This window comes from Nocardioides sp., from assembly GCF_051876515.1.
GTDB lineage: Bacteria > Actinomycetota > Actinomycetes > Propionibacteriales > Nocardioidaceae > Nocardioides.
In genome coordinates, this window is the sequence record NZ_JBJEHY010000217.1 from 1 (window position 1) to 22972 (window position 22972).

21 protein-coding genes are annotated in these 22972 nt (G+C 73.0%); 15 read left to right on the forward strand and 6 right to left on the reverse strand.

Annotation, left to right across the window (positions count from 1 at the left end; translation table 11 throughout):
• The first annotated feature begins 198 nt into the window (after positions 1-198).
• Both ACI379_RS15550 and ACI379_RS15555 read left to right on the forward strand, forming a co-directional pair.
• Entirely contained in the window at positions 199-567 is a 369-nt protein-coding gene (locus ACI379_RS15550) for a hypothetical protein (RefSeq protein ID WP_439793020.1), read from the forward strand.
• Positions 564-1367, forward strand: coding sequence for a hypothetical protein (locus ACI379_RS15555; RefSeq protein WP_439793021.1), 804 nt, complete (start codon positions 564-566; stop codon positions 1365-1367). Before ACI379_RS15550 ends, ACI379_RS15555 begins: the two co-directional genes overlap by 4 nt.
• 87 nt (positions 1368-1454) lie before the next feature.
• Here ACI379_RS15555 and ACI379_RS15560 read toward each other — a convergent pair whose 3' ends face one another.
• Together ACI379_RS15560 and ACI379_RS15565 are read right to left on the reverse strand one after the other, a co-directional pair.
• Positions 1455-3059, reverse strand: a complete 1605-nt coding sequence (locus ACI379_RS15560) for a DHA2 family efflux MFS transporter permease subunit (RefSeq protein WP_439793022.1) — start codon at positions 3057-3059, stop codon at positions 1455-1457.
• A 49-nt stretch (positions 3060-3108) separates the two neighbouring features.
• Positions 3109-3597 carry a glutathione peroxidase gene (locus ACI379_RS15565; RefSeq protein WP_439793023.1) on the reverse strand — a complete coding sequence of 163 codons (489 nt, stop codon included), beginning with the start codon at positions 3595-3597 and terminating at the stop codon, positions 3109-3111.
• Positions 3598-3721: 124 nt separating this feature from the next.
• Between ACI379_RS15565 and ACI379_RS15570 the strand changes: the two genes are divergently transcribed.
• The 5 genes from ACI379_RS15570 to ACI379_RS15590 all read left to right on the forward strand — a co-directional run bounded on the left by ACI379_RS15570 (position 3722) and on the right by ACI379_RS15590 (position 10070).
• Complete coding sequence (locus ACI379_RS15570) at positions 3722-6478, forward strand: DEAD/DEAH box helicase (RefSeq protein WP_439793024.1); 2757 nt, start codon at positions 3722-3724, stop codon at positions 6476-6478.
• A 29-nt stretch (positions 6479-6507) separates the two neighbouring features.
• Positions 6508-7152, forward strand: coding sequence for an SWIM zinc finger family protein (locus ACI379_RS15575; protein ID WP_439793025.1), 645 nt, complete (start codon positions 6508-6510; stop codon positions 7150-7152).
• 87 nt (positions 7153-7239) lie between these two features.
• Positions 7240-8160 (forward strand): ABC transporter ATP-binding protein, encoded by a 921-nt coding sequence (locus tag ACI379_RS15580; RefSeq protein ID WP_439793026.1) that lies wholly within the window; start codon positions 7240-7242, stop codon positions 8158-8160.
• On the forward strand, positions 8160-8912 hold the full coding sequence (locus tag ACI379_RS15585) for an ABC transporter permease (protein ID WP_439793027.1): 753 nt from the start codon (positions 8160-8162) through the stop codon (positions 8910-8912). Before ACI379_RS15580 ends, ACI379_RS15585 begins: the two co-directional genes overlap by 1 nt.
• A 45-nt stretch (positions 8913-8957) precedes the next feature.
• On the forward strand, positions 8958-10070 hold the full coding sequence (locus ACI379_RS15590) for a PDR/VanB family oxidoreductase (RefSeq protein ID WP_439793028.1): 1113 nt from the start codon (positions 8958-8960) through the stop codon (positions 10068-10070).
• A gap of 7 nt (positions 10071-10077) precedes the next feature.
• Here the strand turns inward: ACI379_RS15590 and ACI379_RS15595 are convergent, their stop codons facing one another.
• Positions 10078-10593, reverse strand: coding sequence for a ferritin (locus tag ACI379_RS15595; protein WP_439793029.1), 516 nt, complete (start codon positions 10591-10593; stop codon positions 10078-10080).
• A 147-nt stretch (positions 10594-10740) separates the two neighbouring features.
• Here ACI379_RS15595 and ACI379_RS15600 point away from each other — a divergent pair, with 147 nt between their 5' ends.
• Positions 10741-12045 carry a hypothetical protein gene (locus ACI379_RS15600; protein WP_439793030.1) on the forward strand — a complete coding sequence of 435 codons (1305 nt, stop codon included), beginning with the start codon at positions 10741-10743 and terminating at the stop codon, positions 12043-12045.
• Positions 12046-12079: 34 nt separating this feature from the next.
• On the opposite strand, the gene ACI379_RS15605 is transcribed toward ACI379_RS15600, so the two are convergent.
• Both ACI379_RS15605 and ACI379_RS15610 read right to left on the reverse strand, forming a co-directional pair.
• Positions 12080-13171: a serine/threonine-protein kinase gene (locus tag ACI379_RS15605; RefSeq protein WP_439793031.1), complete on the reverse strand. Its 1092-nt coding sequence runs from the start codon at positions 13169-13171 to the stop codon at positions 12080-12082.
• Positions 13164-13739 carry an SACE_7040 family transcriptional regulator gene (locus ACI379_RS15610; RefSeq protein ID WP_439793032.1) on the reverse strand — a complete coding sequence of 192 codons (576 nt, stop codon included), beginning with the start codon at positions 13737-13739 and terminating at the stop codon, positions 13164-13166. The genes ACI379_RS15605 and ACI379_RS15610 overlap by 8 nt, the downstream gene beginning before the upstream one ends.
• 99 nt (positions 13740-13838) lie before the next feature.
• Between ACI379_RS15610 and ACI379_RS15615 the strand changes: the two genes are divergently transcribed.
• Genes ACI379_RS15615 through ACI379_RS15640 form a run of 6 tightly spaced genes read left to right on the forward strand, consistent with a single transcriptional unit; the run spans position 13839 to position 21797 of the window.
• Entirely contained in the window at positions 13839-15479 is a 1641-nt protein-coding gene (locus ACI379_RS15615) for a carboxyl transferase domain-containing protein (RefSeq protein WP_439793033.1), read from the forward strand.
• Positions 15480-15484: 5 nt separating this feature from the next.
• Entirely contained in the window at positions 15485-17386 is a 1902-nt protein-coding gene (locus ACI379_RS15620; protein ID WP_439793034.1) for an acetyl/propionyl/methylcrotonyl-CoA carboxylase subunit alpha, read from the forward strand.
• A complete protein-coding gene (locus ACI379_RS15625) occupies positions 17386-18357 on the forward strand; it encodes a hydroxymethylglutaryl-CoA lyase (RefSeq protein WP_439793035.1) in 972 nt (323 codons plus the stop codon). The genes ACI379_RS15620 and ACI379_RS15625 overlap by 1 nt, the downstream gene beginning before the upstream one ends.
• A gap of 22 nt (positions 18358-18379) precedes the next feature.
• Complete coding sequence (locus ACI379_RS15630; protein ID WP_439793037.1) at positions 18380-19468, forward strand: hypothetical protein; 1089 nt, start codon at positions 18380-18382, stop codon at positions 19466-19468.
• The gene (locus tag ACI379_RS15635) at positions 19465-20589 is read left to right on the forward strand and encodes a hypothetical protein (RefSeq protein ID WP_439793038.1); all 1125 of its coding nucleotides are present in this window, start codon (positions 19465-19467) and stop codon (positions 20587-20589) included. The genes ACI379_RS15630 and ACI379_RS15635 overlap by 4 nt, the downstream gene beginning before the upstream one ends.
• Positions 20590-20591: 2 nt before the next feature.
• A complete protein-coding gene (locus tag ACI379_RS15640) occupies positions 20592-21797 on the forward strand; it encodes a hypothetical protein (RefSeq protein ID WP_439793039.1) in 1206 nt (401 codons plus the stop codon).
• Here the strand turns inward: ACI379_RS15640 and ACI379_RS15645 are convergent.
• The gene (locus tag ACI379_RS15645) at positions 21758-22453 is read right to left on the reverse strand and encodes an EcsC family protein (protein ID WP_439793040.1); all 696 of its coding nucleotides are present in this window, start codon (positions 22451-22453) and stop codon (positions 21758-21760) included. The two genes, ACI379_RS15640 and ACI379_RS15645, sit on opposite strands and share 40 nt — an antisense overlap.
• 66 nt (positions 22454-22519) lie before the next feature.
• Here ACI379_RS15645 and ACI379_RS15650 point away from each other — a divergent pair.
• Positions 22520-22972 (forward strand): leucyl/phenylalanyl-tRNA--protein transferase (locus ACI379_RS15650; protein WP_439793041.1); only part of this gene is annotated, 453 nt, incomplete at its 3' end.

The following is a 22972-nucleotide window of genomic DNA, read 5'->3' on the forward strand; positions in this document are numbered from 1 at the left end:
CGACGCCTGCCCGGCCAGAAGTCGTCCACAACCCCCCGGAGCCGGTGCCGCTCATCCACAGGCAGCCCCTGAGGGTTCGCGCACCCGCCCGGGCGGGGACTCCCTCCCCAGCGGCGCACGGCCGCGACGAGCGAGGGGAGTGACGATGGACGGGCAGTACGGCACGGTCGGGGCGCGCAGCGGCGGGACGGCGGCGCGATGAGCGGCATCGAGGTCGAGGTGGCTGCCTGGCGGCGTCACGCCGCCCACGTCGCCGCCCTGAGGGACCGGCTCCAGTCGGCCCGCACGGCTGCGGAGTCGGTCGATCTCGGCGCCGACACGTTCGGCGTGGTGGGTGTTCTCGTGGTGGGTCCCTCGCTGGCCCCGCTCGCGGAGGCCGGCCGTCTGGCGGTCGAGCTGGTCGACGACGCCCTGGGCGGGTGCGCCCGTGGCATCGAGGAGGTTGCCGACCTGTTCGAGCACGTGGACACCGAGGTCCGCACCCGGTTCGAGCGTCTCCGGGAGGCCCCGCTGGTCATGGGGACCGCCCTGGCCGCGGTCGACCTGACGGTCGGGATCGCGTCGTGAGCGGCACCGACGGGGCCCGTCTCCTCAGCCCCGTCATCGACGGCGCCGCGGCGCTGGAACGGGGGGAGTGGGTGGAGGGTTCCCTCACCGCCGCACTGGCCTCGCTCGACGGCATCGACGCCGTGGTCGACCTCGTGGCGGACCCGCTCGCGGGCGCGAGCGCGTTCGTCGTGGAGTGGGCGCTGGAGCACTGCCAAGGGTTCCAGGACCTGCTCGACGAGCTCGTGGGCGACAGCGCCGCGATCAGTGCCGCCGCGACCACCTGGCGCGGCATCGGCAGCTGCCTCGACGGTGTCGGGGAGGCGTACACCGACCGGGTCGACGTCGACCTGGCGGGCCAGGTCGGCCTGACACCCACCGCGTACCGGGGCGCGGCGGTGGCCGCCCGCGGGCACGTCGCCGCGCTCGCGGGAGCAGCGTCCGGTGTCGCGGAGGGCATCCTGCTGGCAGGGTCGGTGCTCGGCACCGTACGGGCCTTCGTGCAGGCCAAGCTCGCGGACGTCGTCGGCGCCGCGGTCTCCGCGTTCGCGAAGACCGTGTCCACCGGCGGGTTGCTGGCGCCGGAGGCGGGCACCCGGCTGGCGCTCAAGGCCGCCGCGACGCTCAAGGAGTGCCGCGACCTGGTCTCGGCGCTGCGGACGTCGTTGCGGGTGCTGGGGGAGCTCATCAGCACCGTCGCGAAGGGGATGACCGCGGCGGGTCGGTCCAGCAAGGAGCTCTTCGGTGAGTCGGGCGGCCGCGACCTGGTGGCGCAGTTCGTGGAGCTCGGGGTGCAGCGGAGCAGCGGGTACGACGTGTGAGGGCCGGACCAGAGGCGCCGGAGCCCCCGACGCGCACGGCGTCGGGGGCTCCGGTGGACAACCCCGGCGGACCGGGGGCGGGGTCTCTCAGTGACCCGTCATGAGCGTCGGGTCGGGCGCCTGCTCCAGCTTCTTGCGCGGCAGGAAGAACGCCGGCAGCAGCACGAACGCGACCAGGACCGCGGCGAGCACGAAGGTGCCCTGGAACGCCTCGGCCATGGCCTCGAAGATCTTGGCCGGGACCAGCTGCGTCGGGTCGACGCCGAACTTGGCGAGGATCTGGGCGACCACCGTGGGGTCGGCCTTGTCGCCGCCCGCCTCCGCGATCGCGCCGGAGGCGGCGACGAGGTCGTCGTTGCGCAGGCGGTCGGTGAGGACGACCGAGAACACGGCGGCGCCGATCGCGTTGGCGACCTGCGAGACGATGTTCATCAGCGTCGAGCCGCGGGCGATGGTGTGCTCGACCAGGGTCGCCAGCGCGGCGGTCATGATCGGCATCATCGTGGCGCCCATGCCCAGGCCCATCACGAACAGCGACGCCCAGATGTACGGCTTGTCGGTGGTCGAGCTGACCTGCGTGAACATGGCCAGACCGACGGTCACGCCGGTGATGCCGGCCATGACGATCTTGCCGGGGCCGATGCGGTCGACCAGGAAGCCGGCGATCGGCATCGTGATCATGGCGCCGATGCCCTGCGGGGCGAGCATGGCGCCCGAGCCCATCGCGGTGTAGCCCTGGACGGTCTGCAGGAACAGCGGGAACAGCAGCGAGGCGCCGGCGAACGAGACGCCGAAGAACAGCATCGAGACCACGGCGGCAGTCAGGTTGCGGTTCTTGAACAGGCGCAGGTCGATCAGCGGGTGCTTGTTGCGGCGGTTGAGCGCCCACGGCACGAACGCGACCAGCAGCAGGATGCCGACGACCATCGTCCACACGACCTCGGCGGTCCACGGCGTGCCGTGCTCCTCCTTGGCGCCGGGGATGGAGCTGATGCCGTACAGGAACAGCGCGAGGCCGGGCGAGAGCAGCACCATGCCGAGGAAGTCGAAGGTCTCCGACGGCTCGACGTGGTCCTTCGGCAGCGCGAACCACGCGTACACGAGGGCGACGATGCCGATCGGCAGGTTGATCAGGAAGATCCAGTGCCACGAGACGTTGTCGATCATCCAGCCGCCGAGGATGGGGCCGAAGATCGGGCCGAGCAGCATCGGGATGCCCATGACGGCCATGACGCGACCGACGCGCTCGGGGCCGGCGGCCTTGGTCAGGATCGTCATGCCCAGCGGCATCAGCATGCCGCCGCCGAGGCCCTGGACCACGCGGAACGCGATCAGCTGGGGCAGCGTGTCGGCCAGCGCGCAGAGCACCGAGCCGAGCGTGAAGAGGGTGACGGCGGCCAGGTAGAGCCGCTTGGGGCCGAACCGGTCCGCGGCCCACCCGGTCAGGGGGATCACGGTGGCCAGCGCGAGGACGTACGCGGTCATGGTCCAGGCGACCTCGGCCGTCGTGGCACCGAAGTCGGACTCCCAGGTCTTGAGAGCGACCGAGACGACGGTGACGTCGAGGATCGACATGATGGCGCCGAGGACGACGACGCCCGCGACGACGAGGACGCGTGCGTCGAGCTTGTCGTTGTGGCCCTGGTCAGGGCTCTCCGGTGCACTACCGGCAGTGGTTGCAGTTTCGCTCACTGAGCGAGGTTAGTTCCCGCGAGGGGGATTGTTCCAAATCGGAATGCGGTCAGCCGAGGAGCTTCTCGATGCCCTCGACCACGGCCGGGGCGTCGGGCTCGGTGCCCGGGGCGAAGCGCGCGACGGGGGTGCCGTCGGCGGCGACGAGGAACTTCTCGAAGTTCCACTGGATGTCGCCGGTCGTGCCCGCCTCGTCGGCCAGGGGCGTCAGCTCGGCGTACACCGCGTGCCGGCCCTCTCCGTTGACCTCGATCTTCTCGCTCATGGGGAAGGTGACGCCGTACGTGGCGGAGCAGAACTCGGCGATCTCCTCGGCCGAGCCGGGCTCCTGGCCCATGAACTGGTTGCACGGGATGCCGACGACGGTGAAGCCGCGCGGACCGTACGTCTCCTGCAGCTCCTCGAGCTTCGTGTACTGCGGGGTGAGGCCGCACCTGCTGGCGACGTTGACGAGGAGGGCGGGGCGTCCCTGGGTGAGGTCGCCAAGCGTGCCGGGGGTGCCGTCGAGCGCGGCCAGGGGGGCGTCGAGGATGCTCATGGACCGAGCCTAGGGGAGGACTCCACGTCGGTACCGGGATCCGGACAGCCGACGACGACCGTGGGGAACGTTGTGTCGGTGCCAGGCGTTAGCGTCCTGTTGCCCGCTCGTCGAGAGGAACTGCATGAGCTTCGTCCCGTTGACCGGACCCGCCCGCCTGATCCCGGGCGAGCCTCCGCGCGAGGGCGAGATCGAGTTCACCGACGGGCGCCGTACGCTCCGCCTGCCGATCCGGGGTGCGCTGCCGGTGCTGGCCAAGGCCCACCGTTCCGACGACGTGCACCCGTCGGTCGCGCTGCTGGCGGGCGGCAGCTTCCTCAGCATGCAGCTCATCGCCGACGGCCGGTTCGGTCCCGACGACGGGGGCGAGGGCTGGCGGGTGGCGGCCCTGGACGCCGCCGACGAGGACCGGGTCGCGGCGATGGCCCGCGCCCGGGCGTACGACCAGGTCGACGCCGCCACGGCGGAGGGCATCCTGCGCGCCCTCCTCGACGCCATCGCCGACACCATGCCGCGCAGCGCACCCCGCTCACCGCGCAGACCCCCCGCCCGCCCGCTGGCCCGCCCCGTGGGCGCCGGCGGCGACCCCGACTTCGCCCGCCGGCTCCAGGAGCGCATCGCCCGCAACCGGTCGGGCCTGCAGGACACCGGCCCCCAGCTGGTCACCCTCTCGCTGCGGGTGGAGGCCGACGAGGAGGAGCTCGTCGCCGGCGCCGTACGCCTCGTCCTGCAGGTGCACGCCGCCGACAACCCCTCCCACCTCTGCGACGCCGCGGTGCTGTGGACCGAGACCGGCCCCGGTGCCAGCCACGGCTTCGGCGACCGGGCCCGTACGCACGCCTCGATCGCACTGCGGGCCGCCGCCGACGTGTGGCGCGTCCTCGACCGGTTCGCCGACCTGCGGGTGCCCGACCAGATCACCCTCGACAGCGACGAGCTGCTCAGCCTGCTCGACGAGGGGATCGCCGCCCTCGACGGCGTCGGCGTGCAGGTGCTGTGGCCCAAGTACCTCGACCGCGACGTCACCAGCAAGGTCACGCTCAGCGCCGGGCGTCGCGACGCCACGGGCGCGTTCCGCGAGGAGCCGCTGCAGGACGGGCTGCTCGGCACGCAGACCCTGTTCGGGTTCCAGTGGCAGGTGGCGCTCGACGGCGAGCCCCTCACCGAGACCGAGATGGACGAGCTCGCCCACGCCACCTCCGCGGTGATCCGGATCCGCGACAACTGGATGGTCGTCGACTCCTCCGTCCTCAAACGGGCCCGCCGCCGGATGGTCCGCACGGTCCCCGTCGCCCAGGCCGTCGCGGCCGCGCTGACCGGCAGCGTCGTCGTCGACGACGTGGAGCACGACGCCGTGGTCGGCGCCAGCCTGCTCGCCGTCCGGGAACGGCTGCTCGGCGCGGTCACGGGCCAGCCGGTCGCGCTGCCCGCCGGCCTCGCGGCGACCCTGCGCGACTACCAGCACCAGGCGCTCACCTGGCTCGCCGAGATCACCGGCCAGGGGCTCGGGGCTGTGCTCGCCGACGACATGGGGCTGGGCAAGACGATCACCCTCATCTCGCTGCACCTGCACCGGCTCGAGACGTACGGAGCCGACGCCGGGCCGACGCTGGTGGTCTGCCCGACCTCGCTGCTGGGCAACTGGGAGGCCGAGATCCGCCGGTTCGCGCCGGGGGTGCCGGTGCGCCGCCACCACGGGTCGGCCCGCGACCTCGACGGACTGGCCGAGCCGACGCTCGACCAGACCGGACCCGGGTTCGTGCTCACCACGTACGGCACGATGCGCAACGACGCCGACCTGCTGGCCGAGGTGGCCTGGGGCCTGGTGGTGGCCGACGAGGCGCAGCACGTCAAGAACTCCCGCTCGGCGGCCGCGCGCTCGCTGCGCAGGATCGGCGCGCAGGCCCGGGTGGCGCTGACCGGCACGCCCGTGGAGAACGACCTCACCGAGCTGTGGTCGATCCTCGACTGGGTGGTGCCCGGCCTCCTCGGCAGCCGCAACGCGTTCCGCAAGGCGTGGGCGGCGCCGATCGAGGCGGGCCTTGAGCCCAGCAAGGCTCGCCAGTTCGCCGACCTGCTCGCGCCGTTCCTGCTGCGGCGCCGCAAGTCCGACCCCGGCATCGCCCCCGAGCTGCCGCCCAAGACCGAGACCGACCACCTCGTCGGGCTCACCAAGGAGCAGGTCGTCCTCTACGAGACGTACGTGCGCGACTGCATGCGCCGCATCGAGGAGGCCGACGAGGAGGCCCGCCGCGGGCTGGTGCTCGCGATGCTCACCGGCCTCAAGCAGATCTGCAACCACCCGGCGCAGTTCCTCAAGCAGTCCAACCCGCGCCTGGGCGGCCGCTCCCAGAAGCTCGACCTGCTCGACGAGCTCCTCGGCACCGTCCTGGCCGAGGAGGGCGCCGTCCTCGTCTTCACCCAGTACGTCGCGATGGCACGGCTCCTGGAGCGCCACCTCGCCGCCCAGGGGGTGCCGCACCAGTTCCTCCACGGCGGCACGTCCGTCAGGGAGCGGGAGGCGATGGTGCGCCGGTTCCAGGCGGGTCCGGGCTCCGAGGGTCACGTCCCGGTCTTCCTGCTCTCCCTCAAGGCGGGCGGCACCGGGCTCAACCTCACCGCCGCCGACCACGTCATCCACTTCGACCGTTGGTGGAACCCGGCCGTGGAGGACCAGGCGACCGACCGGGCGTACCGGATCGGGCAGACCCGTCCCGTGCAGGTGCACCGCTTCGTCACCCAGGGCACCGTCGAGGAGAAGGTCGCCGAGCTGCTCGCCCGCAAGCGCGCGCTGGCCGACGCCGTGCTCTCCTCGGGCGAGGCCGCGCTGACCGAGCTGAGCGACTCCGAGCTGCGCGACCTGGTGGAGCTGCGGCCGTGAAGCACGTGCGCTTGGCGCCCAGGCGCTCCGTGACCGTACGGTCCTGGTGGGCACGGTCGCTGGTGGCGACGCTCGAGGAGGCGTCGTACGGCGAGGCCGACCTGCGCCGCGGGCGCCGGCTCGCCCGGGCCGGTGAGGTCGGCGAGATCACCGTCGCCGGGGGTGAGACCGTGGCCGCGGTCATCGACGGCGACGACGCCTGGAGCGTGCGGGTCGGGGTGCCGGTGCTCGACGACGTCGAGCGGGACACCCTGGTCGAGCTCGTCGCGGCCGGCTCGGGATGGCTCGGGGCGCTGCTGGGTGGCGGCCTGCCGGAGCCGTTCCTGGAGGCGGTGGATGAGGCCGGCGTCGAGCTGGCACCGTACGCGGGCGACCTGGAGTGCCGCTGCGGCTGCGACGCCTGGGCCTCGCCCTGCGCGCACGCGCTGGCGCTGCTCACCCAGCTGTCGTGGCTCGTCGACACCGACCCGCTCGTGCTGACCGCGTGGCGCGGGCTGGGGCGCGAGGAGCTGCTGGCCGCGCTGGCCGTGCTCGGCGGTGGTGGAGCGGGTGGGACCCCGGCCGGTGGGCCGGACGACGAGGACCTCGACGTCGCCCAGGAGGCGGCCGAGCGGGCCGCCCGGGTGCTGGCCGCGATGAAGAACCCCGACGGAGACGTCGACCGCTGGTTCTGAGGACCCTCGCCGCCCACGGCGGGGCCTTCGGCCCGTGTGCGGGACGTGGCCCGTTCCTAGGCTGGGAGTGCCCTCAAGGAGGTCACCATGTACGCCGTCGAGTGCCGCGACCTGCGCCGACACTTCGGGGAGGTCCGAGCCGTGGACGGGATCGACCTGACGGTCGACCCGCACGAGATCTTCGGGCTCATCGGACCCAACGGGTCGGGCAAGACCACGGTGCTCAACTGCCTGCAGGGCCTGGACCGGCCCACGTCCGGCGAGGTGGAGGTGCTGGGCCTGCACCCGCTGCGCGACCGGCGCGAGGTCAACGCCCGGATCGGGGTGCAGCTGCAGTCGGCGGCCCTGATCCCGCGGCTCACCGTCGTGGAGGCGCTGCGGTTGTTCGCCGCTCTCTACCCGCGCTCGCTGCCGATCGAGGACCTCCTCCACGACTTCGGGCTCGCCGGGAAGGCGAAGCGTCGCATCGACCGCCTCTCCGGCGGGGAGCGGCAACGGGTCTTCGTGGCGCTGGCGATGCTGCACGACCCCGAGCTCCTCTTCTTCGACGAGCTCACCAGCGCCGTCGACCCCCAGGCGCGTCTGGCGATCTGGGACATCCTGCGCGGTCTGCGCGAGCAGGGCCGCACGATCATGCTCACCACCCACTCGATGGAGGAGGCCGAGGCGCTGTGCGACCGGGTCGCCATCCTGGACGAGGGTCGAATCATCGCCACGGGGACGCCCGACGAGCTCGTCGACGCGTACGGCGGCGACCGGCGCCTCGAGATGGAGGTGTCCGGCCCCGTCGACACCGCTCCGCTCGAGGCGCTGGCGGGCGTCCACCGGGTCCAGCGCGACGGCGGTCTCCTCGTCGTCGAGGGAGCCGGCAACTTCACTCCCGCCGTGGTCGTGCACCTGGCCGGAGCCGGGGTGGAGGTCACCGAGCTGTCGCTGGAGCGCCCCACCCTGGAGGCGGTCTTCATCAACCTGACCGGTCGCGGCATGCGGGACGCAGGAGGTGCGTGATGCGTGCGTACGGTGAGCTCGTCGGGGCCCTGCTCCGCTCCAACCTGCGCGAGCCGATCGGCTTCTTCTTCACGCTGGTCTTCGCGCCGGTGCTGGTCGTCCTGTTCGGGCTGATCTTCGGCAACGACCCGTCCCCCGACTTCGGCGGTCAGGGTTACGTCACCAAGACGCTGCCCGCGTACGGCTCGATCGTGCTCGCCATCGTCGGCGTGATGACCATGCCGCAGGCCCTGCTCACGCTGCGGGCCTCGGGAGCACTGCGGCGGTTGCAGCTCACGCCGCTGGGTCGGGGGACCTTCATCGCCGCCGACCTGACGGTGCACTTCGTCCTCGGGCTCGTCGGCATCCTGCTGGCGGTGGTGACGGGCGTCGTCGGGTTCGGCGTGCCCCTGCCCACCCACCTGCCGGTGGTGATGGTGGCGTTCGCGCTGGGGATGCTCGCCTTCCTGGCGCTCGGGTACGTCCTGGCGGCGCTGTACCCGTCCATGGCGGCGGCGGCCGGGCTCGGCAACATCCTCATGATCGTGCTGATGATGACCTCGGGGGCGTTCCTGCAGATGGAGATGCTGCCGCCGTTCATGCAGAAGGTCATGCAGGCCTCGCCGATCCGTCACTTCGTCGACCTCGTGACCGCCCTGTGGCAGGGCGAGGCGTGGAGCACCCAGTGGGTCGCGACGGCGGTCCTGGTCGGGATGGTCGCGGTGTTCGGCCCGCTCGGCGTGTGGCTGTTCCGCTGGGACCAGCGGGCCTGAGGTGCCGGCGTCGGGAAGAGGCTCACGCTTTCCCACAGTGAATATATGATCTACGTCATGGTGTTCCGCTCCCTCGCCGCGTCCCTCAAACGCTCCAAGCCGTCGCCCACCCCGACGACGACGGTCACGTCGTTCGACCCGGTCGCGATGGCCAAGGCGAAGGAGGCTGCCCGCCTCGCCGCGAGCGCCGCCGGGGGCGAGACGCTCGACCTGGTCGTACGCTCCGTCACCACCGAGGCCGAGGGCGTCATCTCGATCACCTTCGAGTCCTTCGACGCCGGTGAGCTGCCGGCCTGGACGCCCGGCGCCCACCTCGAGCTGCACCTGCCCAGCGGGCTGGCCCGCCAGTACTCGCTCTGCGGGGACCCGGCCGACCGCGAGTCGTACCGGGTCGCCGTGCTGCGCGAGGAGTCCGGCCGCGGCGGCTCCAAGGAGCTGCACGACACCGACCTCGTCGGGCTCCGGATCAAGGCCGTCGGACCCCGCAACCACTTCGAGCTGACCCCCAGCCCGTCGTACCGCTTCATCGCCGGCGGCATCGGCATCACCCCGATCCGCGCCATGGTCGCCGCCGTGCCCGCGGGCTCCGAGTGGACCCTGCTGTACGGCGGCCGCTCCAGCGCGTCGATGGCGTTCGTCGAGGAGCTCCGCGCCCTGGGTGGCGACCGGGTCACCCTGGTCCCCGAGGACGAGAGCGGCCAGCTCGACCTGGACGCGTACCTCGCCGGGGCCGGTGCCGGCACCGCCGTCTACTGCTGCGGGCCGTCCGGCCTGATCAGTGCCGTCGTCGACCGCTGCGCCGCACTGGCGCCCGAGGCGTCAGTGACCTTCGAGCGGTTCACCGCCTCGGAGGAGAACGCCGCCGCCCGTGCCGCCGCCGCGGCCAACGACACCGAGTTCACCGTCGAGCTGCAGCGCAGCGGCGTGACCAAGGTCGTCGCCAAGGACCAGACCCTGCTCGACGCGATCCTCGCCGAGGACCCCGGCTTCGGGTTCTCCTGCGAGGAGGGTCACTGCGGCAGCTGCCTGACCAAGGTCCTCAAGGGCGAGGTCGACCACCGCGACGAGCTGCTCAGCGACGCCGAGCGCGCCGCCAACGACCAGATGTACGTGTGCGTCTCGCGGGCCAAGGGCGATCACCTGGTGCTCGACGCCTGAGGTCGGCTCAGCCGCTGACCTCGGTGCTGCCGGCGGGTCGCTGGCCGAGCTCCTCGTCGAGGCGGAGCAGCCCGGGGCCGTCGTCGTTGATCAGCTTCACGCGGCCGATGATCTCCGAGACCGTGGCCTCCTCCTCGATCTGCTCCTCGATGAAGAAGTTGAGCAGGGGGCGGGAGTCGAGGTCGCCCTCCGCCTCGGCGGTGCGGTAGAGCGAGCGGATCGACTCCGAGACGCGCTGCTCGTGGGCGTACGACGCCTCGAACGCCTCGAGCACCGAGGAGACGCTGACCTGGGGGGCGGCGATGGCGCCGATGACGGGCTTGTGGCCGCGGTCGGCGACGTGGTCGATGAAGCGGTTGGCGTGGACGATCTCCTCGTCGGCCTGGTGGCGCAGCCACGACGCCATGCCGGGGAGGTCCATGTCCTCGAGCTCGATCGCCAGCTGGCGGTAGACCAGCGAGGCCGAGAACTCGAGCGTGATCTGGTCGTTGAAGGCCTTCTCCAGTGCCGCACCCATCTTCATGGGCCCCACCCTACTCGTGGGCCACCGCCGCCCGCGGTTTGTGGACCGTCGTGGAGGGGAACCAGCACGAGCAGGCAAGATGGGCGGGAGTCCGTGCCAGTTCGGGTGTGCCGGGTCTGCAGGAAGTCGGGGGAGTTCATGCGAGGGATGAGGACGTCTCGGGTGGTCCTCGCGGCGGCGCTGTGCGCCCTCCCCGTGGTCGCGCTGGCCCCGGCCGAGGCCCGGACCGGACCTGCGACGACGGTGCTCGGCGCCGAGGAGCTCGAGCGGTACGTGGGCGCCGAGGCCACCAACGTGACGCCCGGCAAGCTCGACGACCCGACCCCGGTCGAGGAGGGCGTCTACCTCACGGAGATGCCCAAGGGCGACGCGTCCGGCGGCACCGACCGCGCGCTGCTGTACGAGATGAAGGACCCCAGGGCGACGCTGCGCGTCACGATCGTGACCCTGCGCGCGAGCGGCGGGTGGCTCTCCCTGCAGACGGAGGAGGAGCGCTACTGCGGGCTGTCGGTCAACTCGATGCAGTTCGGCCAGCTGCTCACCGGGATGGCCGCCACCACGGAGGGCTCCACCACCTGCGCCGACCAGGACAGCTTCCTGATCATCCTGCAGAACTACGCCGACGAGAAGCTGCCGATGCGCATCCAGATCGCCGAGGAGCCCGTCGAGACCGACCCCGGTTGGGGCGAGGCCATCCGGATGCCCACGGGGTCGCCCGCCACCACCGATCCCGTCCGCGTCAAGGGTGGCGCCAGCCTCGACGACCTGCCGCTCCTGGAGAGCGGCTCGTACTCGCTCACCCTCGGGCCCAGCACCCAGCAGTGGTTCTCGTTCCCGCTCACCTACGGCGAGGGCCTCAACGTCGAGGCGGTCTTCACCGCGACCGAGTCCGGCGACCGGATCGTGGTCCCTCCGTACGGTGCCGTGGAGGTGTACGACCCGATGATGCTCGGGTACGCCGCCACCGACGGCCGCGAGATGCTCTCGGCCGACGAGTCGACCACCATCCCGGTCAAGGTGCCCGCGCTCGGCAGCTCCACGGTCGACGACCTGCGCGACATCGGCCCGCACCTGCCCGGCGTCTACCGGATCGCGGTCTCGCTGGAGGAGTTCGAGGGCGAGGACGTCGACGTCCAGCTCAACGTGGAACGCTTCGGCGACCCCGAGGCCGGGCCCACGTACAAGGGCGGGGACTGGTCGTACGAGGAGACCGTCGGCCTGACGTACACCGGCAGCGACGACCCGATGGCCCGCGACGACGACCCGGGGTCGACGGATCCCAGCGACGAGCCGACCACGGACGCCGGGACCGACGGCGACGCCGACGCGGTGGGCGCCTCCGACGAGGCGCTCGGCACCCGCCAGCTGGCCGGAGGCCTCTCCGCGGTGACCGGGGTGGCCCTGGTCGCGGCCGGTGGCGTCCTGCTCGCGAAGCGCCGCCGCACCGCCTGAGAGCGTCGCGGGGCCGGCTCGGGTCTGCCCAGCGTCAGCCCAGCATCAGCCAGAGGCCCAGGAGCAGCAGCACCGCGCCCAGCGCGATCAGGGTGACCGGCATGCCGACCCCCGCGCTGCCGGCGGTCGACGGCGCGCCGTACCCGGTGCCGGCGAACGCGGCCGCCGGCATCACCGGCGTCGACCGCGGGCCCGACCCGCTGCCCGACTGGGGTCCCGTGGCGCGTGGTCCCGTACCGGGGCCGGTGAATCCACCGGTGGGGCGCGGACCGGAGCCGCTGCCCGCTCCGCTGTGCGGGGTCGTGGGTCCGGCGAAGCCGTGGCCGGGCTGGTCGGCGAACTGGTCGGTCACGGTGACGCTGCCCGGGTCCCAGGCGGCGGGCGCCAGGGCGAGCAGCTCCTCGCGCATGGCGCGGGCGCTCGCGGGCCGCTGGTGGGCGTCGTGGCTCAGGCCGCGGCGCAGCACCTCACCCAGCGGGGTGCGCGGGATGTCGGCGTCGGCGAACGGGGGCCGCTTGCCGGTGAGCATCTCCACGCCGGTCGCCGCGACGCCGTGCAGGTCCTGGGTGGGGTGCGGGTTGGCGCCGTACTGCTGCTCGGGGGCCATGTAGCCGGGGGTGCCGATCGCGACCGACGGGCCGGTCAGCCGCGGCTCGCCGTGGACGCCGGCGATGCCGAAGTCGGTGAGGCGTACGAAGGGGCGCTCCCGGCCGGTCGGCTCCAGCAGCAGGTTGGCGGGCTTCACGTCGCGGTGCACGACGCCGGCGTCGTGCACCACGGCCAGCGCCTCGAGGGTCTGCTCGAGGATCGCCACCACCCACTGCTCCGGCAGCGGTCCCTGGCTGCGGACGAGGCCGGTGACCGACCCGCCGCGCACCAGCGGCATCGTGAACAGGATCGTGTCGTCCTCGCCGACCCAGGACAGCGGCGTGACCACGTGCGGGTGGTGGATCCGGGTGGCCTGCTCGCGCATGAAGCGGAGCAGGGCGCCGGCGTCGCGCTGCCGCAGCAGCTTGGCGACCTTGACCTGGCCGTCGACGTGGTCGAGGACCTTCCACACGCTCCCCATGCCGCCCTCGGCGATGGGGAAGAGCAGTTCGTACCGGCGAGCGAAGACCTCACCCATGGTGGTCGATCCCTTCCGAGACGGGGACGTTGAGTGCCCGCAGCGCCATGTCCGAGAGCAGGTCGCGCATCCCCTCGGCGGGCAGCAGGCTGGAATGTGGTGTGGAGTTGATCAGGCCGAACGTGGCGTGCGCGCCGGCTCGGGCGCGTTCCATCGTCAGGTCCGGGTGCAGCTGACGCAACTGGGAGGCCCAGAGGTCGACGTACTGACGTTGCAGGCCGCGGACGCGTTCCCGGGCCTCGTCGGGCAGGGAGCTCCAGTCGCGGTCCTGCACCACGATGAGGGCCTGGTGGGCGAGCGCGAAGTCGACGTGCCACGCGACCAGCGACTCCAGTGCCGCCGCGGGGGAGCCCGCTGCCGCCACGCGCGCGCTGCCGACGCCGAGGAGCTCCTCGCTGATCGCGACCAGCATCTCGGCGAGCACGGCGTCCTTGGAGGGGAAGTGCTTGTAGAGCGCGGGGCCGGAGATGCCCGCGGCGGCCCCGAGGTCGACGACGGAGACGCCGTGGAACCCCCGCTGCGCGAAGAGCTCCGCTGCGGTGTCGAGGATCTGCTGCCGGCGGCTCACCGGGTCAGGCTACTGGTGCCCGGGCCCGGGACCGGGTCAGGCTCGGGGTGCGGGAGCGAGGGCTGGCGGGCGAGGTTAATGATCGCTAACCTGTGGGGTGTGGACGCTCACACCGACACCCCCGGCCCGGACGCCACCGGCTCCGACGCCCCTGCCGGCGCCAGCATGCGCGACCTCGTCGCGCTGCTGCACCAGCGCCTCGCACGCGCGCGCCAGGGCGGCAGCGAGGCCGCCCGCGACAAGCACACCGGCCGCGGCAAGCTGCTGGTCCGCGACCGCATCGACCGGCTCCTCGACCCCGGCAGCCCGTTCCTGGAGCTGAGCCCGCTGGCGGCGTACGACATGTACGGCGCCGGGGACGGCCGGGAGGGCGACGAGTGGGCGGTGCCGAGCGCCAGCATCGTGACGGGCATCGGCCGGGTCGCCGGGCGCGAGGTCATGGTGATCGCCAACGACGCCACCGTGAAGGGCGGCACGTACTACCCGATCACGGTCAAGAAGCACCTGCGCGCCCAGCAGGTCGCCGCCGACAACGACCTGCCCTGCATCGCGCTGGTCGACTCGGGCGGCGCGTTCCTGCCGATGCAGGACGAGGTCTTCCCCGACCGCGAGCACTTCGGCCGGATCTTCTTCAACCAGGCCAACCTCTCCGCGCGCGGCATCCCGCAGATCGCCTCCGTCATGGGCTCGTGCACGGCCGGCGGGGCGTACGTGCCCGCGATGAGCGACGAGACGGTGATCGTGAAGGACCAGGGCACGATCTTCCTCGGCGGCCCGCCGCTGGTGAAGGCCGCGACCGGCGAGATCGTCACCGCGGAGGAGCTCGGCGGCGGCGAGGTCCACGCGCGCACCTCCGGCGTGGTCGACCACCTCGCGACCGACGACGACCACGCGCTGCAGATCGTGCGGCGCATCGTGGAGACGCTGCCGCAGCAGCGTGGCGGCATCCGGGCCGTGGCCGAGGACGTCGAGGAGCCCCTGGAGGGCCCCGAGACCCTCGTCGACGTGGTGCCGGTGGACTCGCGGACCCCGTACGACGTGCGCGAGGTGATCCGCCGGGTCGTGGACGGCAGCCGCTTCGCCGAGTTCAAGAAGCTGTACGGCGAGACGCTGGTCTGCGGCTTCGCGAAGATCTGGGGCCACGACGTCGGCATCGTCGCCAACAACGGCATCCTGTTCAGCGAGTCCTCGCTCAAGGGAGCCCACTTCGTCGAGCTGTGCAACCAGCGCAAGATCCCGCTGGTCTTCCTGCAGAACATCTCCGGCTTCATGGTCGGGCGCGAGTACGAGAACCGCGGCATCGCCCGCGACGGCGCCAAGCTGGTCACCGCCGTGTCGTGCTCGGTGGTGCCCAAGTACACCGTGGTCATCGGCGGCTCGTACGGCGCCGGCAACTACGGCATGTGCGGCCGCGCGTACGACCCGCGCTTCCTGTGGATGTGGCCCAACGCCAAGATCTCGGTCATGGGCGGCGAGCAGGCCGCGACCGTGCTGGCCACCGTCAAGCGCGACGGGATCGAGGCCCGCGGCGGCGAGTGGAGCCCGGAGGACGAGGAGGCGTTCCGCGCCCCGATCCGCGAGCAGTACGACACCCAGGGCTCGGCGTACTACTCCACCGCGCGGCTGTGGGACGACGGGATCATCGACCCCGCCGACACCCGCCGCGTCCTCGGCATGGCGCTCTCCGTGGCCTCGCGCCAGGAGATCGCCGAGCCCCGCTACGGAATCTTCAGGATGTGATGGAGATGGTCTCGACAGTCTCGACCACCGGCGGCGTCCTGCTGGTCGCCAACCGCGGCGAGATCGCGCGCCGCGTGATCCGTACGGCCAAGGCGCTGGGCTGGCGCACCGTGGCCGTCCACTCCGACCTCGACGTCGAGGCGCTGCACGTGCGGGAGGCCGACGAGGCGGTGCGCGTCACCTCCTACCTCGACGTCGACGCCGTCCTGGCCGCCGCCGTCGCCACCGGCGCCACCCACGTCCACCCCGGCTACGGGTTCCTCTCCGAGCGGGCGCCGTTCGCGCGGGCCCTCGCCGGGGCGGGGATCGTGCTGGTCGGACCGTGCGCCGACGTGATGGACGCGATGGGTCGCAAGGACGCCGCCCGCGAGGTCGCGCTGGCCGCCGGCGTACCCGTCGTGCCGTCGTACGACCTCGACGCCGACCCCGCCACCTTCGCGTACCCGGTGCTGGTCAAGGCCGCGGCCGGTGGCGGCGGCAAGGGCATGCGCGTGGTCCACGCGGTCGAGGAGTACGCCGAGGCGCTGGCCGCGGCCCGGCGCGAGGCCGCCAGCTCGTTCGGCGACGACACGATGCTGGTCGAGAAGTACGTCGCCTCGGGCCGCCACATCGAGGTGCAGGTCGTCGGCGACACCCACGGCACCGTGCTGCACTTCTTCGAGCGCGACTGCTCCACCCAGCGCCGCCACCAGAAGGTGCTGGAGGAGGCGCCCGCGCCGACCATCAGCGACGCCCAGCGGGCCGCGATCACCTCGGCCGCGGTCGCCCTGGCCAGCCAGGTCGGCTACACCGGCGCCGGCACCGTCGAGTTCCTGCTCGACAGCTCCACCGGCGACTTCTACTTCCTCGAGATGAACACCCGCCTCCAGGTCGAGCACCCGGTCACCGAGGAGGCCGTCCGGGTCCGCGGCGAGGAGCTCGACCTCGTCGCCCTGCAGCTCGCCGTCGCCACCGGCGAGGCGTTCGGCTTCACCCAGGACGACGTCGAGATCGTCGGCCACGCCATCGAGGCCCGTGTCTACGCCGAGGACTCCTTCGGCGGGTTCCTGCCGCAGGCCGGACGGGCGACGTACGTGGGCTGGGGCGTCGCCGTCGACCACGGCGTCCGCGTCGACCACGCGCTCGAGTCGGGCCAGGAGGTCTCCACCGCGTACGACCCGATGCTGGGCAAGGTCATCGGGTACGGCGCCGACCGCGAGGCGGCCCGCCGCGCCGTCGTGGCCGCGCTCGACGAGACCACCATCTTGGGCCTGACCACCAACGCCGGGTTCCTGCGCGCACTGCTCGTCTCCGACGCGTTCCGCGACGCGACCATCGACACCGCCTGGCTGGACCGCACCGAGGTCGAGCGCCCCGACGACACCGTCGCCCGCTCGCTCGCCGCCGCGCTGCTCGTCGGCGGGCCGGAGTCCGGACCCTGGGGCGGCGACGGGTGGCGCTCGGGCGGACCCGCGGCGCCGCGACGGGTGCTGCTGGGCGAGTGGGTCGACGTGCCCGCGGTGGACCGCCGGCCCGTGACCCGACGCGGCCACGCCCCCGCCGGGGTGGTCTCCGTACGGCTCCTCGACGACGGCGAGCCGCAGCACGCGCGGGGCCTGGTCCGCGGGCACGGCGTCGAGCTCGCCCACCACGGGCAGCGGTACGTCTTCGCGCTGGCCGACCCGTTCGCGGGCGACGGGGCGACGGCCGGGGACGGCACCCTGCTGGCGCCGATGCCCGGCACCGTCCTCGACGTGCGCGTCAGCGCCGGACAGCAGGTGGCGCAGGGTGAGACGCTGGGTGTCATGGAGGCGATGAAGATGGAGCTCGCACTCAAGGCCCCGTTCGACGGAACCGTGACCGAGGTGGGCGCCGCCACCGGTGACCAGGTCAAGCTCGGCGCGCGGCTGTTCGTGGTGGAGGCGTGATGGTCTCGACAGGCTCGACCAGCGGGGGCGGGCAGGGACCGCTGGGCCTGCCGATGGCGGTCCCGGTCGACGGGCTGCCCGCGGCGGTCACGATCTACGAGGTCGGCCCCCGCGACGGCCTGCAGAACGAGAAGGCGGTCGTCCCCGTCGACGTGAAGGCCGAGTTCGTCGTACGCCTGCTCGCCGCCGGCATGCCGCTGGTGGAGGCGACCAGCTTCGTGCACCCGCAGTGGGTCCCGCAGCTGGCCGACGCCGAGGAGCTGATGCAGGTGCTGGGCGCCGCCGGGCGCCGCTGCCCCGTCCTGGTCCCCAACGAGCGCGGACTCGACCGGGCCCTTGACCTGGGGCTGGAGCACGTCGCCGTCTTCGGGTCGGCGACCGAGACGTTCGCCAGCAAGAACCTCAACCGCACCTACGACGAGCAGTTCGCCATGTTCGAGCCGACCGTGCGCCGGGCGCGGGCCGCCGGCGCCGACGTCCGCGGCTACCTGTCGATGTGCTTCGGCGACCCCTGGGAGGGGGCCGTCGAGATCGACCGCGTCGTCCAGGCCGGCAAGCGGCTGCTCGACATGGGCGCCAGCCAGCTCAGCCTCGGCGACACCATCGGGGTCGGCACGCCCGGCCACGTGAAGGCCCTCGTCGCCGCCTTCGAGGAGGCCGGGATCGGGCCGGCCCGCCTCGCCCTGCACTTCCACGACACCTACGGACAGGCCCTCGCCAACGTGTACGCGGGCCTCGAGGCCGGTGTCACCACGTTCGACGCCAGCGCCGGCGGCCTGGGCGGTTGCCCGTACGCGAAGTCCGCGACCGGCAACCTCGCCACCGAGGACCTGGTCTGGATGCTCGACGGGCTCGGGATCGACCACGGTGCCGACCTCGCCGCCCTGGTGGACGCCAGCACGTGGATGGCCGGGCACCTCGGACGGCCGTCGCCGAGCGCCGTCGTACGGGCTCTCGGGACAGGTGTGTGAGGCAGTCCTAGACTCTGGCGTCATGAGTCGCGTCGTCCATCTGCACATCGGTGCGCCCAAGACGGGGACGACCTACCTGCAGGACCGGCTGATGCTCAACGTCGCCTCGCTGGCCGACCACGGCATCACCGTTCCCTCGCGCAGCCGGTTCGTCGACATCGACCGTTTCCACTTCCAGGCCGCGCTCGACCTGGTCGGCGAGGACTGGGGCGGAGCGCCCGGGCACGCCGAGGGCGCCTGGGACACGATGGTGCGCCGCGTGCGCCGGGCCCAGGACAACGTGGTCATCAGCCACGAGATCCTCGCCGGTGCCCGCCCGGCCCGCATCGCGAAGGCGATGAACGACCTCGCCGGCGAGGAGGTGCACATCGTGTACTCCGCCCGCGACCTCGGCCGTCAGCTGCCCGCCGCGTGGCAGGAGTCGATCAAGCAGGGGCGGCGCTGGAGCTTCGGCCGGTTCCTCAACCAGATCGAGCGCGGCCGTACGTGGTGGAGCCGTGCCATGGACCTGCCCAACGTGCTGGCCAACTGGGGCGCCAAGCTGCCGCCCGAGCGGATCCACGTCGTCACCGTGCCCCACGACCGTGGTCCGCACGGCGACGCGCTGTGGCAGCGGTTCTGCCAGGCGTTCGGCATCCAGCCCGACTGGGCGCCGCTGGACTCCGAGCGCGCCAACGCCTCCCTCGGCATCGCCGAGACCCAGGTGCTGCGCCGCCTCAACCGCCGCCTCGACCTGCCCGAGCAGCGGGACTGGGCGTACGACCAGCTGGTGCGCGAGGTGCTCGCCCAGGAGGTGCTGGTGCGGCGCCGCTCCACGCCCGTACGCCTGCCTCCCGACCGGTACGACTTCGCCGAGTCCCAGGCCGACCTGTGGATCGACTGGCTCAAGGGCAGCGGGGTCGACGTCATCGGCGACCCCGAGGACCTGCGCCCCCGCCGTCCCGCACCGGACGAGAGGTGGCACGACCCCGACCGGGTCCGCCCGCGGCAGGTCCTGATGGCCTCCCAGGAGGCGCTGACCGCGATGACCCACGTCGCCGCGCAGCGCAAGGACCACCACGGCCTCGCGGCCAAGGTGCGCCACCAGGCAAGGCGGATGCGGGACCAGTGACCTCGTACGCACGGACTCGGACGCCCTCGCGCGCCTGGGGGTGGGTCGCCCACCTCGAGCAGGGGGGCACCACGCCGTGGCGCGACTGGGCCGTCGAGGGGGAGCCCACCCGCGCGGTGATGCCGGGCGCCCAGCAGCTGGAGCTGCTGCGGCGTCTCAACGCGGCGGGACTCGTCGACCCCGGGCTGGCCGGTCGCGTGCTGACCGCGACCGCCTCCGGGCGCGGACGTCCCGACCTGCCGCTGCTGGGCGTGCCCCTGCCGACCTGGGGTCCGCGTGCCGTCGACCCGGCCACCCTCGACGCCGACGAGCTGCTCCGCGTCGCCTCGACCCTGCTCGCCGAGGACCTGGTGGCGCTGGGGCCGGACCGCCCCGAGGTGGGGCTGCCCCGCCCGTGGCGCCGCCGGTACCGGATGGTGGGCGACCCGCTCGCGGTGACGGTGGCCCGCACCGAGCTCACCGCGGCCGGTCACCAGCCCGGCGGCCGGCACCCGCGGGTGCTGGTCCTGCTCGACCGGGTGGACCTGCTGATGGCGCACTCGTGGACGTACCGGTGCTTCGGGCACAAGGTCGGTCCGTGGACCGAGTGGCTGGACCACTGGCGCGGGCGCGAGGCGCTGCCGCCCCGCCTCGACGTGCCCCGCGCGGTGGCCGAGTACACCGACCGTCCCGCCGACGTGCGTGTGCTGACCCGGCTCGACCGGCTGCCGCGGACCGGTGCCCGGCAGGTCGGCGTACGACGTCTCGCCCCGCTCGACGTGCCCGGGGCCCACGCCGCCGACCTGGCCCGCCGCGTCAACCACGTGCTCAAGGTGCTGGTGCACCCGCACGAGGCGGAGGAGCTGATGGCGACCACCCTGTGGCGCCGGATCCCGGCGGGTACGGCCGGGCTGCCCACGGTGCCGGCCGAGCACCGGCGCTGGCTGGGCGCCGCGGCCGACCGCCTCGCCGAGGACGTGCGCGGCAGTGGCTACCCTGTGCTCGGCGACCTCGCGGACCTCGCTCCGCGCTTCACCGGCAGCACCACGCCCGAGGTGGCCGACGAGCCCACCGCCGTGCTCGACCTGGCGGTGCGGATGCTCGTCGACGGCCGCTGGCAGCACGAACCGAGGAGACTGTGACCATGACCAGGCGGGTGATCCTGCACGTCGGTACCCCCAAGACCGGCACCTCGCACCTCCAGGACGTCCTGTACCGCAACCGTGACGTCCTGCGGGAGCACGGCATCCTGTACCCGGCCGACCGGTTCGACGCCCACTTCCTGGCCGCGCTCGACCTGATGAAGCTCACCTGGGGCGGACTGGAGTCCGAGGCCGTCGGTGCCTGGACGCAGCTCGCCGCCCGGGTCCGCGACTGGCCCGGCACCTCGATCATCAGCCATGAGATCTTCGCGACCGCGACGCCCACGCAGGTGGCGTACGCGCTGGAGTCGCTCGGCGAGGACGCCGAGGTCCACCTCGTGCTGTCGGTGCGCGACCTGGTCCGCCAGATCCCGGCGGAGTGGCAGGAGAACGTCAAGCACCGCAGCCACGTCACCTACAAGCGGTTCCTCGAGCAGCTCACCGACCCGGCGCGCGACAGCCGGATCGGGTCGTGGTTCTGGGGCGTCCAGGAGCTGCCCGACATCCTCGACCGCTGGGGTGCGGGGCTGCCGCCGGAGCACGTCCACCTCGTCACCGTCCCGCCGTCCGGGGCCCCGCGCGACGAGCTGTGGCGTCGGTTCAGCGTGGTCTTCGGCCTCGACGGGATCGACCTCGACGCCACCGCCGAGCGCGCCAACGCCTCGATGGGCGTGCCCGAGACGACCCTGATGCGCCAGCTCAACCAGCGGGTCAGCAAGGTCGTGGCGCCGGCCGACTACCGGCCGCTGGTGCGCGAGCTGCTGGCCCACCAGACCTTCTCCGAGCGCACCGGCTCGCCGCGCCTGGCGCTGCCCCCGGCCGCGCACGAGCGGGTGCAGGCGATCTCCACCGAGTGGGTCGCCGAGCTGTCCACCCGCGGGTACTCCGTCGAGGGCGACCTGAAGGACCTCATCGGCGGCGAGCCGACGCCGTACACGGACCCGGACACGGTCAGCGACGCCGACCTGTACGAGCCCGCGATGGACGCCATCGCGGCCCTGCTGGTGGAGGCCTCGCGCCTGCGGGCCTCGGAGGCGCGGTTGGCCGACGAGCTGCGGTTCGCCCGGATCGAGCTCGAGGGCGGTGGCAAGTCCCGCGGTCGGCGCCTGGCCGAGAAGGTGGTGACGGTGCTCAAGAGCAACGCCACCGGTCGCCGGATGCTCGGCTTCTACCGCACCCTGCGCGACAGGAACTCCGCGTCGGCGTAACGCCCCACGCGCCAGGTGGCGTACCCGTCGGCGCCGGCCCCGAAGACGCCGCCGACGACCGGGATCCGGCGGCCCACGGTGGAGACGAGCTGCTTGCCCGCGACCCGGGTGATGAGGTCGCTGGCGACCTCCGAGGCGACGAGCGCGTCGGTGTGCCGGTTGCGCGCGGTGCTCTCGGCGAGCTCGCCCGGCGGCCCGGGGAGCCGCTTGGCCGTGACCAGCTCGCCCACCCGCTCCTGGCCGAGCAGTGAGGCCATGACGGCGCTGCGTACGGCCGGGTCGGCGAGGTCGTGGCCGCGCAGGTGCGCGATGCCGGCGACCATGCGCAGCTGGATCAGGACCACGCCGGCGATGTTGGCGGGGATCGCGATGGGGGCGGTGAGCAGGCCGCCCACGTTGGTGAGGAACCCCTGCCCGCCGGCGAGGCGGACGTTGGCCTCGATCAGGTCGTGCACCGCCCGGACCTCGTCCCCGTTGCGCGCGGCCAGGGCGGCCTCGGCGGCCTCGGCCGCACCGGGCAGCGGCCCGACGCCGTCGATGGCGCGGACCAGGGCCTCGCGCACGAACGTCGAGGTCAGCGACGGGGCCACGCGGCCGAGCCGGGGCGCGACCTGGGTCCCGATGAGGGAGGCCAGTGCCTTGCTGCGTGCGCCCATGGGCAGATCCTAGACAGCGGGGCAGCGCGTCGCCGGGGAGTCCCGTGCGTGGTTTACCGTGCAGACGTGCCCCAGGAACCGGAACCGACGCCGTGGGTGTTCCCGCCCGCCTCCGACTGGGACCCGGACGACGACCTGGTCGCCCTGGGGGCGGACCTCGAGCCGGGCACGCTGCTGGAGGCGTACCGGCACGGGCTGTTCCCGATGCCGACCAACTTCACCGGCGAGCCGATGGGCTGGTTCTCGCCCGTACGCCGCGGCGTCCTGCCGCTGGACGGGGTGCGGGTCTCGCGGTCGCTGCGCCGCGCCGCCCGCGACTTCGAGGTACGGGTCGACACCGCCTTCGAGGCCGTCATCGACGCCTGCGGACGCCCCGAGCGCCCGGACGGCTGGATCACCGCGGACGTCCGAGCGGCGTACGTGGCCCTGCACCGGCTCGGCTGGGCGCACTCGGTGGAGACGTGGCGCGACGGCCGGCTGGTCGGAGGGCTGTACGGCGTGGCGATCGGGGGCCTGTTC

Coding starts and splice junctions, on each gene's coding strand:
- ACI379_RS15570 (WP_439793024.1), top strand. CDS start 3,722: ATGAGCTTCGTCCCGTTGACCGGACCCGCCCGCCTGATCCCGGGCGAG.
- ACI379_RS15645 (WP_439793040.1), bottom strand. CDS start 22,453: ATGGGCGCACGCAGCAAGGCACTGGCCTCCCTCATCGGGACCCAGGTC.
- ACI379_RS15590 (WP_439793028.1), top strand. CDS start 8,958: ATGATCTACGTCATGGTGTTCCGCTCCCTCGCCGCGTCCCTCAAACGC.
- ACI379_RS15625 (WP_439793035.1), top strand. CDS start 17,386: ATGGTCTCGACAGGCTCGACCAGCGGGGGCGGGCAGGGACCGCTGGGC.
- ACI379_RS15565 (WP_439793023.1), bottom strand. CDS start 3,597: ATGAGCATCCTCGACGCCCCCCTGGCCGCGCTCGACGGCACCCCCGGC.
- ACI379_RS15550 (WP_439793020.1), top strand. CDS start 199: ATGAGCGGCATCGAGGTCGAGGTGGCTGCCTGGCGGCGTCACGCCGCC.
- ACI379_RS15620 (WP_439793034.1), top strand. CDS start 15,485: ATGGTCTCGACAGTCTCGACCACCGGCGGCGTCCTGCTGGTCGCCAAC.
- ACI379_RS15640 (WP_439793039.1), top strand. CDS start 20,592: ATGACCAGGCGGGTGATCCTGCACGTCGGTACCCCCAAGACCGGCACC.
- ACI379_RS15600 (WP_439793030.1), top strand. CDS start 10,741: ATGAGGACGTCTCGGGTGGTCCTCGCGGCGGCGCTGTGCGCCCTCCCC.
- ACI379_RS15585 (WP_439793027.1), top strand. CDS start 8,160: ATGCGTGCGTACGGTGAGCTCGTCGGGGCCCTGCTCCGCTCCAACCTG.
- ACI379_RS15595 (WP_439793029.1), bottom strand. CDS start 10,593: ATGAAGATGGGTGCGGCACTGGAGAAGGCCTTCAACGACCAGATCACG.
- ACI379_RS15630 (WP_439793037.1), top strand. CDS start 18,380: ATGAGTCGCGTCGTCCATCTGCACATCGGTGCGCCCAAGACGGGGACG.
- ACI379_RS15580 (WP_439793026.1), top strand. CDS start 7,240: ATGTACGCCGTCGAGTGCCGCGACCTGCGCCGACACTTCGGGGAGGTC.
- ACI379_RS15605 (WP_439793031.1), bottom strand. CDS start 13,171: ATGGGTGAGGTCTTCGCTCGCCGGTACGAACTGCTCTTCCCCATCGCC.